Source organism: Prosthecobacter sp. (genome assembly GCF_044236155.1).
In the GTDB taxonomy this organism is placed as follows: domain Bacteria; phylum Verrucomicrobiota; class Verrucomicrobiia; order Verrucomicrobiales; family Verrucomicrobiaceae; genus Prosthecobacter.
Window position 1 is genome coordinate 35,017 of the sequence record NZ_JBIIHA010000018.1, and the last position, 14,858, is coordinate 49,874.

Genomic DNA, 14,858 nt, shown 5'->3' on the forward strand with positions numbered 1-14,858 from the left:
TGGCTTACTTCGAGAACTCCTTGTCGATCGCGTCGAGGTACTTCGAGATCGGGTCGGTGCGCGGGGGAAGCTCTTTCTCGATGATCTTGGGAAGATTGAGGTAGTCGTCGAACTTGCCGGAGAGGCGTCCGCTTTCGCTGGCCTCGAACCAGTCGAGGTAATCACGCACGGCGATGGATTTTTGATAAGCGACGAGGGCGAACTCGCGCAGCGTGGCGAGACGCTTCTCCATGTCCTTCGTCTTGCCGGCCTGAAGGTCAATCACAGCGGAAAGGTAGGCGGCGATCACCGGCCGGAAGAGAGTGCTGACGCGCAACTCCAGCGCGCGCAGGGCGGTGACGTTCTGCTCGAGGATTTTAACGCGGTCTGGGTGCTTCAGGATGTGCTGGAACTCCTCCAGCGGCAGAACCACGGGCACGAGGGCGGACTTCGCGGCGTCAGCATTGGTGGCGCCTGGGGGAAGCGCTCCGGCGGGAACAGGGCGCGCATTGGGATTGGTCACCTTCGGTTTGTCCGGCGAGGCCGTTGCTTTTTTGGCGGTCGGCCTGGCGTTGGGGTTGGTGGTGCGCGGTTTGTCCTCTTTTTTCGGAGCGGGTTTGCTGGAGGGCTGGTCCTTGGCCTTGGCGTCTTCTTTTTTCTTTTCCTCCTCCGGCTTGGTTTTGTTTTTGCGAAAATCGAAGAGCGGGGCGGCGGTCAGACGCGGAGCGGCGGGAGCCATCACCTGCCAAACATCGGCCAGCGCAGGTGAGATCAGGCGGGCGAGGTCGAGCGGACCGGATGCGGCAGCGGCGGCCTGATCGCCCTCCTTTTTCGCTTTGTCCTGCTCCGGTGCTTTTTCCTCATCCTTGCCGCCACGGAACCAGTTCAGCGGGTTGAGCAGGGAGGGCTTCTTTTCCTCTTCGGCGGCCTCGGGCTTGTCCTTGGCGTCCTTTTTCGGTTTTTCGGCCGCGGTGTCCTTGGCCTTGGACGTTTCTGGTTTCTCATCCCCGGAGCCGAAGCTGAAAAGGCGGCCAAAGAAGCCGGGCTTGTCCTCCTCGGCGGCGGGTTCGGCGGATTCGGGTGTTTCAGGCTTTTCTTCGTCGGGATCACCTAGGAAAAGCAGACGGCGCCAGAGGCTGCGCCTGGGTTTTTCATCTGGTTTGCCAGCGTCCTCGTCCACGGCGGCGACGGTTTTGTTTTTCGGCCTCGGACTTTCCTCATCGGACGTGTTCCGTTCCGGCGGAGTTTCAGAAGCCGCCACGACAGGCAGCGGTGCGGGCAGCACGAAGGGACGCGGCTTCACATTTTTCGGGACCTCGTCCGGTTTGGCCTCATACCGGATGGTGATGGCGTCTTCGATGGCCTTGAGGCTCTCGGCGGCGGTGTAGGGCTCGGCGATTCCGGGTTTGGAAAGCGTCGCGAGCTGGAGGGACCACCATTTGTTCAAACTGGAGGCCGAGGCGGCGAAAGTCGGAAATGCGACGTTCAGCAGATCACGCTCGGAGCGCGGGTCGCTGGCGAGCAGATTGAGGAATTTATTGAAGCGGGACGGACCGTCCGGCTGATCGACGAGCGCGAGCACGAGAGCGCCGCACGAGGTCTCGTAAATGCTGCGTGAGAGCCCGTCCATCTCCACGGGAGAGGCGGTGATGATCTCCTCGATGCCATAAATTTTGCCGCTGCGGAAGATGGTGGCGAACAACGCGCTGGGCCGCACGCTGGCGCGGTAGTCCATCGCGTGCAGGACGCCGGTCATGACCCAGTCCGGCAGCAGCAGGCGGCCCTGCGGCGTGGTGATTTTCTGGTGGTTGCGCAGGATGCGCTCGGCCAGCAAGGCGCGCACGACTTCCTTGTGCAAATCCTCCACCTTCAAGCCGGGCCGCTCGTTCACCGTGACCTGGAGATGAAAGCCGCCATGCGTGAGCTCGGAGATCGCCGTCGAGATCGGCGGGCCCTTGGACTTCTCCGCTTCCTCGCCGGTGTTCAGCACGACGACGACGGGAAGCACGAAGGGCTCCTTGTCATTGAGCACCTTCCGCAACTCCTGGGAAATCTCGTCGCAGCGCGAGGACATGGCGCTGCGCGTCTCGAAGACCTTCCCATGCACAATGAACTGCCGGCTGGCGCTGGTGGAGCTGGTGACGGGCAGTTTGTCCGCCGGCGTGGTCACCCGGGGCGCGGGCTGTGCCGAAGGCTGCTGCGTGACGGCCTCCAGCGCCTGCATTTTGCTGGCGGAGCTGGCAGAGGGCGCCGCTGCGGGCGGCGGAACTTCGGATTTCGGCGTTTCGGGTGTTTTGACCGGGGCCTCGGGTTTCGCCGGAGATCCTCCCTTCAACTGGCCCGGCACGGGCGGCGGCGTGAAGGTCTTCGGCGCCTCGATGGCCGCGGCAGCTTCTTTCTGCTCCTTCGTGAGCTGCGGAACCGGCGGCGCCGGCGTCTGTGCGTTGACGGACGCCATGCCCGTGAGCACCAGCAGGACCGTTTTGACGATGGATTGAAGACGGATCATGCGGATGGGAAGCGGGGATCGAGCACAAGCTTGTCCTTGGCGATGGTGATCTTCGTCATCTGGAACAAGGCGCGGATTTCAGGATCGAGCACTTCCGCGACAGAACGTAGCGCGGGATACAGCGGCCGCATCATGCCGCGGGGCATCTCCAGGTGCCCGTAAGCGCCGCGCAGCAGCTCGACGTGGAAATGGTCGGCGTCACGGCTGATCGCGAGATCGACGCTGGCGGTGCGAGTGTGCCCGTGAAGCTTCCAAACCAGAAAAAGCCGCGCGTGATCCGGCTCCAGGTCGATGCGCGCACCGTCAAAGGCGACCCAGCCGCCGATCATGCTCGCGGCCTTGCCTGTGATCGCCGTGGCGAGATGCCGGTTGATCTCCGCCTCGCTGACCTCCATCACCGCCGCTCGCTTGATGGCGGACTGCCGCAGCATGTCGAGCATGTCATCACCCTTGCCGTTGTTTGCCGCCGGTGCCTGCGGCAGCTCCGCAGGCCGGTGCGCCACCCACGCCGCTCCCGCCAGGGCACTGACAAGCAGCAGCCGCACGGTTTGGAACAGGTGGTGTTTCACGAGGATGCTCGCTGGGGATTGAGGGATGGATCAGGCCGCCGCCCCCGCTTTTGCGGGCGCGGAAGTGGAAGCGGTCGAGGACGACGAACTTGAGCTGGTGGTGGTGCTGCTGCTTGAGGATGAGGATGCCGAGGCGCTCTCGGAATCCTTCTTCGCCGCCGCCTTGTAGGAATCGCTGCGGTAGTCGGTGATGTAGAAGCCGTTGCCTTTGAAGATGAAGCCGGCTCCGGCGCCGATCTTGCGCTTCACCGGCCCGGCGCAGTTCTCCTGCGGGCAGTCGGTGAGATGCGGATCTTTCATGGATTGCTTGGCCTCGAACTGATGGCCGCACGTCTGGCATTCGTAATCGTAGGTGGGCATGGTTCTTGATGGGGTCGCACGGGGTTTTCGTGGGATGCGCGACGGGGTGCGGAGTATGCTGTGAGCCTGACCTGGCTGCAAAAGGATTTTCCCTGCCCGCAACGTCCCAACCTGCAATCAAAACTCGACACGAGGAGGAGTTGGGATGTATTATCCACTCATGGCAGCCACCTTGTTCCAGGAGACCGTCTTCCTAACCAATCTCTACGCCACGCCTGCGGACTGGCAGCGTGATTTGTTTTATTCCGTGGTGCGCGCCGGGCATCTGCGCGCCGGCTTTGAGCATCGCATCGAGCGCGAGACCTATCCGGGTCATGAGCTGATCTTCTGCCTCAAAGGCCGCGGGTGGGTGCAGGTCGGTGGCAAGCGCCACGAGGTCGGCCCTGGGGCCCTCGTGTGGGTGAACTGCCATCACCCGCACCTCTATGGCGCGCATAACCGCGATCCTTGGGAGCTTTACTGGATGCGTGTCGAGGGCCGCTCGCTGGACCGCATCGCGGAATTGTTGCAGGTGCGTTCGCAGCCCGTGCTGGAAGGCATGAACGAGCAGGCGGTGATCCGTGAGTTCCAAAATGCCTTTCAATTCATGAGCGGCACGCGTCCTAGCGATGCCGCGCTCGCCAGCGCCGCCGTCGCCGCGCTGATCGGGCTCGCGTTTCATGTGCGGCTCTCAGAACCGGGCCTCGTGCAGCCCGAACTGCCGCAAGCCGTGGCCAAGGCACTTGAACGCATGCGCCTTTACTTCCATCTGCCCATGCGCGTCGCCGAGCTCGCCAATCTCAGCGGCATGAGCGAGAGCCACTTCAGCCGCCAGTTCAAGGCCGCCATTGGCACCAGCCCGATCGACTGGCTGCGCAGAGAACGCATCAATCAGGCGAAGCGCCGGCTCATCGAATCCGACGATCCGGTGAAGGAAATCGCCCGCCAGGTCGGCTACCACGACCAGTTTTTCTTCAGCAAGGACTTCAAGAAGATGACCAAGCTCACGCCCACGCAGTTCCGCGAGCAGGAACGGCAGCCTTGATGCTCAACCCGGCAGTTCGGGCCTCTTCACCCGCTGCTCCAGCCACACATGCGTGCGGCGGAAAATGAAATCCAGCAGCAAGGCGAGCAGCGCTCCCGCGAACGCGCCACCAATGCCACCATAAATGGCAATGACCCAGCCTTGGTCCGCTTTTTCGAGCAGCGCACGCCCGAGCCATGCCGTGACCGCACCGGCTGGAATGCCCGCGAGAATGCCGCATTGCAGCAGAAACACGCGCACCGCCGTCGCCGGACGTTTCGTGAAAAATCCCAGCGCCACCGAGCTCGATACCACGCCCAGAGTGACCAGCACCGCCGCGAGCGCGCAGGCGAACAAACCCACGGCGATGCCCACACCGATCAGCACGAGCATGACGCACAGCAGGATGAGGCCCGGAATTCCCATGGCGCGAGCATCAAACTCAAATCTCGAATTTCAAATCGTCATTTCATGGCCACTGTCACGCGCATGAGCACCACGAACGCGCCCCAGGCCCTCCTCGGCATGAAGCCGGAGGAGATCGCCGCCGTGTTCGCGGAGCTCGGACAGCCCGCGTTTCGCGCGAAGCAGCTCGTGGAGTGGGTTTTCACCAAACGCGCAGCCAGTTTCGATGAAATGACGAATCTGCCGAAAGCGACGCGCGAAGCCTTGGCGACGCGATTTGTCACGCGTTCGATGCAAATCGCCAAAGTGACCGGTTCGACCGACACCACGCGCAAATTCCTCCTCAAGCTGCACGACGGCCGCTACGTCGAAACCGTGCTCATTCCGGCCAATCCCGCGCTTTACGGCGGAAAATCCGACCGCCGCACGCTCTGCGTCTCCAGCCAGGTCGGCTGTGCCTACGACTGCAAATTCTGCGCCAGCGGCCTCGCCGGGTTCACGCGCAACCTCACCGCTGCGGAGATCGTCGAGCAGATCGTGCAGGTCGAGGCCCATGCCGGCGAACGCGTGGATAATCTCGTCTTCATGGGCATGGGGGAGCCGCTCGCGAACTTCTCGAACGTCACTAAGGCCATCGAAATCCTCAACGCCGACTGGGGCATCGGCATCGGCGCACGTCACATGACCGTCAGCACCAGCGGACTCGCCCCGCAGATCAAAAAACTCGCTGATTTTCCGCTGCAAATCCGCCTAGCCATCTCGCTGCACGGTGCCACCGACGAGGTGCGTGAAAAAATCATGCCGGTGAACCGCAAGCATAACATCGCCGAGCTGTTCGAGGCGCTCGAATACTGGAATGCGAGGCGTAAGCAGTTCCTCACCTTCGAGTTCATCCTTATCGAAAACATCAACGACAGCCTCGACCAGGCGCGCGTGCTCGCCAAACGCGCCCGCAGCGTGAACGCCAAGGTCAATCTCATCCCCTACAACACCGTCGAAGGCCTGCCCTGGGCGCGGCCGAGCGAACCGCAGCAGGACGCCTTCCTCGACGTGCTGACGAAAGCAGGCGTCACCGCCACCCTCCGCCGCGAAAAAGGCCACGACATCGCCGCCGCCTGCGGCCAGCTCCGCCTCAAACAGGAAACCGAGCTCGGCATCATCGAATCGCCGATTCCCTCGAAGCGCATCACCATCGGAGCGGGCGCATGAAGGTGAACGGCCAGCACTTCCGCACCGTCTGGATGCCGGAGCCCGGCATCGTGCGCATCATTGATCAACGACGGCTGCCGTGGGCGTTTGAATTGATCGATTTGCACTCTGTCGCCGAGGTGGCGGATGCGATTCGTGACATGGCCGTGCGCGGCGCGGGCTGCATCGGTGCCACTGCAGGTTACGGCATGGCTTTGGCGGCATGTGAAGCCCAAAACATGGCACAGCTCGATGCATTGGCCCAAAGTCTCATCGAAACACGCCCCACGGCAGTGAATCTGGCTTGGGCGGTGAACCGGCAGCTCGCGGTCTTGCGTGATCAGCCGGTGGAATTGTGGCCAAGCATCGCGAAACGCGAAGCGGAGGCCATCGCGGATGAGGATGCCGCCGCCTGCGCGCAAATCGGCGTTCATGGGCTTCAACTCATCCGTGAAATCGCGGCGAAAAAGCCGGGGGTAGTCGTAAACGTGCTCACCCATTGCAACGCGGGCTGGCTGGCGTTTGTCGATCATGGTTCGGCGACCGCGCCGGTTTACGCCACCCACGATGCGGGCCTCAAAATTCATGTCTGGGTCGATGAAACACGCCCACGCAATCAAGGCGCGCGGCTCACCGCCTGGGAACTGGCCCAGCATGGCGTGCCGCACACGGTCATCGCCGACAACACGGGCGGTCACCTCATGCAGCACGGCCAGGTCGATCTCGTCATCACCGGAGCGGACCGTGTGACACGGAACGGTGACGTGGCGAACAAGATCGGCACCTATCTGAAGGCGCTGGCCGCGAAGGACAACGGAGTCCCGTTTTACGTCGCACTGCCGTCGTCCACCTTCGACTGGAGAATCGCCGACGGCGTGAAAAACATCCCCATCGAGCAACGCGGCGGCGAGGAAGTCGCCTGGATGGAAGGAACCGATGCAAACGGCACGCCACACAACGTGCGAGTCGTGCCAGCGGCATCGGCGGTTGCGAATTACGCCTTTGATGTGACACCCGCCCGTCTCGTGACCGGACTGATCACCGAGCGCGGTGTGTTCGCGGCGGATGAAAAAGTGCTCTGCGCCGCGTTCACCGACGCCGCGCGGGCTTCCGTGCTGTGACGGCCCGTTTCACCGGACGCTTGAGCTTCGGTTTGGCGGCCGGCGTGGTTTTGACCTCGGCTTGCGATTCACGCAGCATTCTCAGCTCCTTCTCCACCTCGGCGAGCCGTTTTGATGTCGCCTCCAGCTTCCGCATCATCAGACGCGCCACGAATTCATACAGCGAAGCGTGGAAATCAGGATCCTCCTCACGCGGATGGATGTCCTGGAGGAATTTCTGGTCCACTGCGAGGCAGACGGACTTCGTGGAGGCGATCACGGAGGCGAGACGCTTGTCCTGGTTCACCAGCGCCAGCTCGCCGAACACCTCGCCGATGCGGGTGATGGCGGCGACTTTCTTGCCGCCAACACGCACCTCCAGCTCGCCGCTCAGCAGCACATAGATGCGGGAGTCGATGCTCCCTTCCTTGATGATGCAGTCGCCCGGTTCGCACTGGAGCAGGCTGCTGGAGTTCAAAACATCGTCGAGCTGGTCGTCGCTGAAGCTCGCCAGCGCAGGCACGACCCGCAGCGGAGAGGGGTTCTGCCGCTCATCATGAATGTAGGCAAATTCTTTCATCGGATTGACCTGATTTTGTCAGGATGGGACGTCCCCGGACAAGACAAATCTTTCTCATTTTGCGGCGGCCTTGACCGCGGCGTCATAGGCGGGCCAGAAACTCGCCGGCGGCTGCAAATCCTTGCCCTGCTCGTCAAAGCGCGTGCCGATCTCCTGCAGCGGCAGTGATTTTGCCACATCGATGCCCGCCGTGATGTTCGCAGGCGTGAACACCAGCCGCGTGAGCTGCATGCCTTTCAAAGGCGACAGATCTGTCACCGGCGTTTCGGCGATGTGCAGGCGCTGCAGCGCCGTGCCGCTCAGCGGCGTGAGATCCTTCACCTTCGTCCGATGCAGTGTCACGCTGACCAGCGGCACCGTTTTGAGCGCGCGGATGTCCTCCACCGGGCAATCCGTGAGCCATAGCATGGTGATCGGGCATTTCGCGATGCCGGAGATGTCGCCGATGGGGCAGCCGACCGCGTTCAATTCGGTGAGAAGCATGCCTTCCAAGGCACCGAGGTTTTCCACCGGCGTGCGGCTCAGATAAAGCTTCTCCAGCGGCATGCCGCGGATCGGCGAGAGATCGCGCACCTTCGTGTCCTCCAAATACAGCTCCACCAGCTTCTTGCCCTGCATGGGACGCAGGTCGCTGATGGGCGTCTCGCTCAGGTCGAGCGCCAGCGGCTCGATGTGCTGCAAAAACTTCACGTTGTCGATCTTCGCGCCGCGCAGGCTCAGAGCGACCACATTGCCGCCTTCGATGTTGAACTGACCGTTCCCCTCATAGCCCGGGTTGTGATACTTGATCTCCGTGTGCAGCATCTCCTGGGTCCAATAGACCTTCTTCGGCTCCGGCTTGGCGGGAGCAGGCGCGGCAGGCTTTTCTGCCACCGGTTTTGGTGTTGGCGCAGGCTCGGGCTTCTTGGGTTCATCACCACAGCTGACCAGAATCAGAGGCAAAAGGAATAGGCAGGGCTTCATGCTTCCGGCATGACGGATTCGCGGGATGGATGCAAGCAGGAATTGAAACATGAAGAGGCGGTGTTCGTTTGTGGGGCGCTCATATCATCCTCATGCGCTCCGTTCTTTCGCTTCTTTTTGTCCTATCGTTCACGCTCCCGGTTTTTGCCGCCAAACCGAACGTACTGCTCATCGTCGCCGACGATCTGGGCTATCACGACGTTGGTTTCCAAGGTTCAAAGGAGATTCCCACGCCGCATCTCGACAAACTGGCCGCGCGCAGCCTGCGCTGCACGAACGGTTACGTCTCGCATCCCTTTTGCAGCCCCACGCGTGCTGGCATCATGACGGGGCGTTACCAACATCGCTTTGGGCATGAGAACAACCCCGCATGGCTGCCACAAAGCACCACGGCAGGCCTTTCGCTCGCCGAGACGACGTTTCCATCGCTCATGAAGCAGGCTGGCTACACGACCGGTGCGGTTGGCAAATGGCACCTCGGCGCGCATCCGCAGTTCCACCCGAACAAGCGCGGCTTTGACGAGTACTTCGGCGCGCTCGGCGGCGGGCATCAGTATTTCCCGGGCGACAAGGGCGGCTTGGAGTACACGATCCCGCTCAATCGCAACGGCAAGGACGAGGCGCAAACGAAGTACCTCACCGAGCTGTTCGGCGACGAGGCGGCGGCGTTCATCGGACGTCATGCGGGCGAATCGAAGCCGTGGATGCTCTACCTGGCCTTCAACGCGCCCCACACGCCGCTGCAGGCTCCCAAAGAGTGGCTGGATAAGCTGGCGGGCATCGCAGATGAAAAACGCCGCACCTACGCCGCGATGGTCTGCGCCTTGGATGCGGCTATCGGCGGCGTGATGGCCAAACTCGACGAGACAAAGCAGACCGCGAACACGCTCGTCTGCTTCGTCAGCGACAATGGCGGCCCCAACCTTGCCGCGAAGAGCGGCACCAACTTCACGGACAACTCCCCTCTGCGCGGCGCGAAGGGCATGGTCTATGAGGGCGGCATGCGCGTGCCCTTTCTCGTGAGCTGGCCCGCGAAAATCAAACCGGGCACCTACGACCAACCCGTCATCGCACTCGATTTCCTCCCCACGTCGCTCGCCGCGGCGGAATCGGCCGATCTGACGCCGAAGAACCTCGATGGCGTGAATCTTATGCCGTTTCTGACCGGCGAAAAGACCACTGCGCCTCACGACATGCTCTTCTGGCGCAGCGGCGGCCCCGGCGGCAACAATGCCGTGCGCAGCGGCAACATGAAGCTCGTCCGTCTCGGCAATGCCGATCCCGAGCTCTACGATCTGGCCACCGACGTCGGTGAATCTAAGAACCTCGCGGCTGAAAAGCCCGAGGTCGTGAAGGAACTTGTCAGCGCCATCGCCGAATGGGAGAAAGGCACGATCGCTCCGACCTTTGAGAGCCCCAAAGCCGGCAAGCCGGCGGCCAAGAAGAAAAAGGCAAAATGATGAAGGGCAAAATAATGGGTGATGGAACTTCGATCTTTTGATCAGATTCGATCCACCATGCCCCTTCCCCGCATCATACTACCCGTCATCATTTTCCCCCTGCTCGGGAGCTTGGCCCGCGCGGACGATTTTGATCCCGTTCGCGAAGTTGTGAGCAAAGCGGTGATGAAGGGAAATCCGCCGGGGGCTGTGCTGCACATCGAGAGTGGAGAGAAGAAGATGACTTTCGTCGAAGGCAGTCGTGCGCTTGTGCCTGAGAAAGAGGCGATGACGGAGAACACGGTCTTTGATGCCGCGTCACTGACGAAGGTGGTGGCGACGCTGCCGAGCGTGATGCTGCTCATCGAGCAGGGCAAAATCGAGCTGGAGGCTGAAGTCCGTCGGTATCTTCCGGAAATGCGGCCGGGCATCACGATCCGGCATTTGTTGACGCACACCTCCGGCTTGCGGCCTGGAATTCCGAAGGAACCGGCGTGGAGCGGTTATGAGACCGGAATCAAGCTCGCGGTCGAATTGGAGCCGGAAGGGCCGCCAGACCGCTTTTTCCGCTACTCCGACATCAATTTCATCCTGCTCGGCGAAATCGTGCGGCGCGTCAGCGGCGTGAAACTCGACGCATTTGCCGCGAAGCACATCTTCGAGCCGCTGAAGATGGATTCGACGCGTTTTCTGCCTCCAGACGACTGGAAGCCGCGCATCGCACCAACGGAGAAGGATGAAAACGGCGTCATGCTGCGTGGCGTGGTGCATGATCCGACCTCGCGCAAGATGGGCGGTGTCACGGGACACGCGGGCCTGTTCACGACTGCGGGCGATTTGGCGAAGTATGCGCGCATGATCCTCGCCAGTGGCTCAGGAGTGCTGAAACCGGAGAAGGTGAAGCTCATGACGACACCGCAGACGCTGGCGACCGTGTTTGAGCGGCGCGGACTCGGCTGGGACATCGACTCGTCCTTCAGTCGCCCTCGCGGAAAGACGTTTCCCGTTGGCTCCTTCGGCCACACGGGCTTCACCGGCACGAGTTTGTGGATCGAGCCGCAGACGAAGACCTTTGTCATCTTCATGAGCTCACGCCTGCACCCGGAAGGCAAGGGCAGCGTGCGCGATCTTTATGAGGAAATCGGCACCGCTGTGGCCCAGGGCATGACGTTTGCCGCGAGCGGTCCGCCTTGGCCGCGCGATGAGAACGAGGTGCCCACAGTGCTGAACGGCATCGACGTGCTCGTGCGGCGGAACTTTGCCGATTTGAAGGGCCTGCGCGTCGGTTTGATCACGAACCAGACCGGCATCGACGCCCAGCGCCGCAGCACGATTGATCTGCTGGCGGAAGCACCAGACGTGAAGCTCAAAAAGCTCTTCAGCCCGGAGCACGGCATCCGTGGTGAGCTGGATCAGGAGAAAATCGGCGATACGAAGGACAAGAAGACCGGTCTGCCCGTGCTCAGCCTCTATGGCGAGCGCCGAGCGCCTTCTCTTGAACAACTGGCCGACCTCGACGCGCTCGTTTTCGACATCCAGGACATCGGCTGCCGCTTCTACACCTACATCGGCACGATGCGCCTGTGCATGGACGCTGCGGCGAAGGCGAAGAAGCGCTTCATCGTGCTCGACCGCGTGAATCCCATCGGTGGACTCGCCGTGGAAGGCTCCGCAGTGCTCGACGAGGAGAAACAAACCGCCACGCACGCGATCCCGCTGCGCCACGGCATGACTGCGGGCGAACTGGCCGCGATGCTGAATGCCGAGCGGCAGATGAATTGCGATTTGAAGGTGATTCCGGTCGAAGGCTGGCAGCGCGGCCTGCTTTTCGATCAAACCGGCCTGCCGTGGATCAATCCGTCACCCAACATGCGCTCATTGAACGCGGCGCTGCTCTATCCCGGCATCGGTCTGCTCGAATTCAGCGTCAGCGTGGGACGCGGCACGGACACGCCGTTTGAGGTGCTCGGCGCGCCTTATGTGAACGACCTGCGTCTGGCTCATGAGCTGAACAAGCTCGGACTGCCGGGCGTGCAGTTCACGCCGGTGCGCTTCACACCGACCGCGAGCATTTTCAAAGGCGAGGCCTGCGGCGGCGTGCGCATCGCCATCACGGATCGCATGGCCTTGAAACCGGTCGAAACCGGCGTTGCCATCGCCTGCACGCTCCAGCGGCTGCATCCGAAGTCCTTCGCGCTCGAAAAGGTCAACACGCTGCTCAATCACAAAACGAGCCTGCCGCTGATCCGCGAAGGCCAGCCATGGAAGAAGGTGATCGAGGCGTGGAATGCGGAAACCTCCGCCTTTGAGGGGCGGCGTGCCGCGTTTTTGCGTTATGCGAACTGAGAGCTTGCGTTGACCGTCTGCCTCTGTGCTAGCATGCCGATGATGAAACATCGTGTTTTCCTTCTCCTCTGCACCGCTTTGATCGCCGCCTGTGGCAAGACATCCGACAAGGCTGCGTCGAAAGGCACCATCGGCGTGTCGCTGCTGACCTTGCAGAATCCTTTTTTCAAAGTCATCGGCGACAACATCACCGCCGAGGCGGCGAAGAGCGGTTATGACACGCTCGTCGTCAGCGCGGACAACGACGTGGCGCGCCAGAGCAACCAGGTGAAGGACTTCATCGTGAAAAAGGCCGCGGCGATCGTGCTCAGTCCCGCAGATTCGAAGGCGATCGTGCCGGTGATCCAGGAGGCCAACGCCGCGGGCATCCCGGTGTTCACGGTGGATGTGCCGTGCAACGAACCGGGCGTGAAAATCGTGACGCAGGTGGCCACGGACAACTTCGGCGGCGGCAAGGAGGCCGGAAAAGCGATGATCGAGGCGCTCAAAGGTCAGGGAGGCAAGATCGGCGTGCTCGATCTGAAGGCGGTCGAGTCTTGCATCCTGCGCGTGAAGGGCTTCAAGGAGGTGATCGACGCGCACAACGCGGCAGTTGCACAAAAGATCGAGATCGTCAGCGAGCTCGACGGTGGCGGCGCGAAGGACAAGGGTTACAAGGCGGCCGAGGACATGCTGCAGGCGCAACCGGATCTCGTCGGCATTTTTGCGATCAATGATCCTTCCGCATTGGGTGCACGTGGTGCCTTGGAAAAGGCAGGCAAAGCTGAGAAGGTCGTGATCATCGGCTTCGACGGCCAGCCGGAAGGCAAGCAGGCGATCAAAGACGGCAAGATTTTCGCCGATCCGATTCAATTCCCTGACAAGATGGGCGTGGAAGTCGTGCGTGCCTTCCTCCGCCACTCGAAAGGTGAGGAACTGCCGCCGCAGATGCTCATTCCGACGAGTTTGTATCGCAAAGCCGATGGCGCGGCGGATGCCTCACTGAAATGAGCCGGTTCATCACGTTTGATCTGCCATGAAGACTTTCATCGCCGCCGTGCTCGCTCTTGGTGTGATCAGCGCATCCGCCGCTGAGCCGAAGCCTGAATCAGAATTCACCACCACCGATCCGAAAAAGGTCAGAATCCTCGAAGATTCCGCCTTGGAGAAGGAGCCGGAGATCGACCACTTCAAGCACCTCTGCCCCGGGCTCGGAGGCTACCAGGTGATCCATGAAGGCGGCGACCTGCGGAGCTGGATCAACCTCGTTTACGACGGCAGGAAAACCGATCTCATGGGCGACACGCTCGCCGCTTGTCCCGGCCAGTTCCCGGCAAAGGCGAACAATGTGGTGCAGTGGCGCGGATTCCGCCGGGGCGACTCGTTCGCGCCCTACGCGATCATTTACCGCATGGTGTCCAGCAAGGATGACGAGAAACAGACACCGCTGGAGACGCTGGTCATCATCAAGCTCGACAAGAGCAGGTCGCGCGTGGTCGGGCACGTCTCCGCGAAGGAGGGAAACGAGAAGGCGGAGGCTCTCGCTGACCAATTATGCAAGCCATGAGCCCGGCCTCGTTTTCGCCCTGGTTGCGGCGCAGACTGATGATCTCAGGCCTGGCCGCGCTTGGAATGCGCCTGCCTGCCGCCGACGCGGGGACGCCGCATGTGCGTATTCTTTTTCTCGGCAACAGCTACATGGCGACCAATGGCCTGCCGGCGATCGTGGGCGAGATTTTGCTGTCCTCAAAAATGCTCGCGCCGCACATCGCCAGTTATCTGCTGGTCAATTATAACCTGGCCCAGCATGCCGCTGATTCGAACGGGGAGACGCTGTTGAGGCGGGGAGCTGATGATGGCAAGCCGTGGGATGTCGTCGTCGTGCAGGAGCAAAGCCTGATCTCCGCCCTCGCCGCGGTGGAGCCCGAGGCGCAGGAATTCATGAATGGCGGCTTGTTGAAGCTGGTGACGCTGGCGCGCGAGGTGAATCCGAAAGTGCTGGTCGTCGATCTCCAGGTGTGGGCGATGCAGGAGAGCCTGTGGAAGAAAAAATCCCCCCAGGCGCTGGCCACCGGCGCGTCTGCCGCGGAGGCGCATGGGCGCATCCGCCGCGCAAACGCCAACGCTGTGAAGGCCGTGCTGGAGAAAAGCCCGGGCGCGAACATTCTCGTCAGCCCGGTGGGCGATTTCTGGCGGCTGGTGGAGGACATTCATCCCGCCATGCCACTTTACGCGGACGATGGCACGCATCCTGACATTCTCGGCTCCATGCTCTCGGCGCTCGTCATCGCAGGCACCATCGGCGGACGTGAGGTCATCGAGAAATCAGCCTGGATCGGGGAATGCACCTTTGCAGATGTGGAGCGCCTGAAAAAAGTGCTGCTGGATCATCCCGCGGTTTTCAAGGCGGCGGGTAAATAATGGGCGGCGCCTCATGC

Annotated in this window: 14 protein-coding genes; 8 read left to right on the plus strand and 6 right to left on the minus strand. The window is 61.8% G+C overall.

Features of this window, described 5'->3' with window-relative positions:
• Nucleotides 1-4 precede the first annotated feature (4 nt).
• The 3 genes from ACILSE_RS15445 to ACILSE_RS15455 are packed head-to-tail and all read right to left on the minus strand — an operon-like array spanning nucleotide 5 to nucleotide 3,417.
• Complete coding sequence (locus ACILSE_RS15445) at nucleotides 5-2,488, minus strand: hypothetical protein (protein WP_395718311.1); 2,484 nt, start codon at nucleotides 2,486-2,488, stop codon at nucleotides 5-7.
• The gene (locus ACILSE_RS15450) at nucleotides 2,485-3,057 is read right to left on the minus strand and encodes a hypothetical protein (protein ID WP_395718312.1); all 573 of its coding nucleotides are present in this window, start codon (nucleotides 3,055-3,057) and stop codon (nucleotides 2,485-2,487) included. Before ACILSE_RS15450 ends, ACILSE_RS15445 begins: the two co-directional genes overlap by 4 nt.
• A 30-nt stretch (nucleotides 3,058-3,087) precedes the next feature.
• Entirely contained in the window at nucleotides 3,088-3,417 is a 330-nt protein-coding gene (locus ACILSE_RS15455) for an FmdB family zinc ribbon protein (RefSeq protein WP_395718313.1), read from the minus strand.
• Between the two features lie 160 nt (nucleotides 3,418-3,577).
• On the opposite strand from ACILSE_RS15455, the gene ACILSE_RS15460 reads away from it, so the two are divergent.
• On the plus strand, nucleotides 3,578-4,441 hold the full coding sequence (locus ACILSE_RS15460; protein WP_395718314.1) for a helix-turn-helix domain-containing protein: 864 nt from the start codon (nucleotides 3,578-3,580) through the stop codon (nucleotides 4,439-4,441).
• 3 nt (nucleotides 4,442-4,444) lie between these two features.
• Here ACILSE_RS15460 and ACILSE_RS15465 read toward each other — a convergent pair whose 3' ends face one another.
• Entirely contained in the window at nucleotides 4,445-4,846 is a 402-nt protein-coding gene (locus tag ACILSE_RS15465; RefSeq protein ID WP_395718315.1) for a hypothetical protein, read from the minus strand.
• 63 nt (nucleotides 4,847-4,909) lie between these two features.
• Here ACILSE_RS15465 and rlmN point away from each other — a divergent pair, with 63 nt between their 5' ends.
• A complete protein-coding gene (gene rlmN, locus ACILSE_RS15470) occupies nucleotides 4,910-6,034 on the plus strand; it encodes a 23S rRNA (adenine(2503)-C(2))-methyltransferase RlmN (RefSeq protein ID WP_395718372.1) in 1,125 nt (374 codons plus the stop codon).
• Nucleotides 6,031-7,134 (plus strand): S-methyl-5-thioribose-1-phosphate isomerase, encoded by a 1,104-nt coding sequence (gene mtnA, locus ACILSE_RS15475; RefSeq protein ID WP_395718316.1) that lies wholly within the window; start codon nucleotides 6,031-6,033, stop codon nucleotides 7,132-7,134. Before rlmN ends, mtnA begins: the two co-directional genes overlap by 4 nt.
• On the opposite strand, the gene ACILSE_RS15480 is transcribed toward mtnA, so the two are convergent.
• On the minus strand, nucleotides 7,103-7,693 hold the full coding sequence (locus ACILSE_RS15480) for a cyclic nucleotide-binding domain-containing protein (RefSeq protein WP_395718317.1): 591 nt from the start codon (nucleotides 7,691-7,693) through the stop codon (nucleotides 7,103-7,105). The two genes, mtnA and ACILSE_RS15480, sit on opposite strands and share 32 nt — an antisense overlap.
• Before the next feature lie 54 nt (nucleotides 7,694-7,747).
• A complete protein-coding gene (locus ACILSE_RS15485) occupies nucleotides 7,748-8,566 on the minus strand; it encodes a leucine-rich repeat domain-containing protein (RefSeq protein ID WP_395718318.1) in 819 nt (272 codons plus the stop codon).
• 182 nt (nucleotides 8,567-8,748) lie between these two features.
• On the opposite strand from ACILSE_RS15485, the gene ACILSE_RS15490 reads away from it, so the two are divergent.
• The 5 genes from ACILSE_RS15490 to ACILSE_RS15510 are packed head-to-tail and all read left to right on the plus strand — an operon-like array spanning nucleotide 8,749 to nucleotide 14,841.
• On the plus strand, nucleotides 8,749-10,116 hold the full coding sequence (locus ACILSE_RS15490; protein WP_395718319.1) for a sulfatase: 1,368 nt from the start codon (nucleotides 8,749-8,751) through the stop codon (nucleotides 10,114-10,116).
• 57 nt (nucleotides 10,117-10,173) lie between these two features.
• Nucleotides 10,174-12,441, plus strand: coding sequence for an exo-beta-N-acetylmuramidase NamZ domain-containing protein (locus tag ACILSE_RS15495; RefSeq protein ID WP_395718320.1), 2,268 nt, complete (start codon nucleotides 10,174-10,176; stop codon nucleotides 12,439-12,441).
• Between the two features lie 42 nt (nucleotides 12,442-12,483).
• Entirely contained in the window at nucleotides 12,484-13,431 is a 948-nt protein-coding gene (locus tag ACILSE_RS15500) for a substrate-binding domain-containing protein (protein ID WP_395718321.1), read from the plus strand.
• A 25-nt stretch (nucleotides 13,432-13,456) separates the two neighbouring features.
• Entirely contained in the window at nucleotides 13,457-13,987 is a 531-nt protein-coding gene (locus ACILSE_RS15505; protein WP_395718322.1) for a hypothetical protein, read from the plus strand.
• Nucleotides 13,984-14,841 carry a hypothetical protein gene (locus ACILSE_RS15510; protein ID WP_395718323.1) on the plus strand — a complete coding sequence of 286 codons (858 nt, stop codon included), beginning with the start codon at nucleotides 13,984-13,986 and terminating at the stop codon, nucleotides 14,839-14,841. The genes ACILSE_RS15505 and ACILSE_RS15510 overlap by 4 nt, the downstream gene beginning before the upstream one ends.
• The last annotated feature ends 17 nt before the right edge of the window (nucleotides 14,842-14,858 follow it).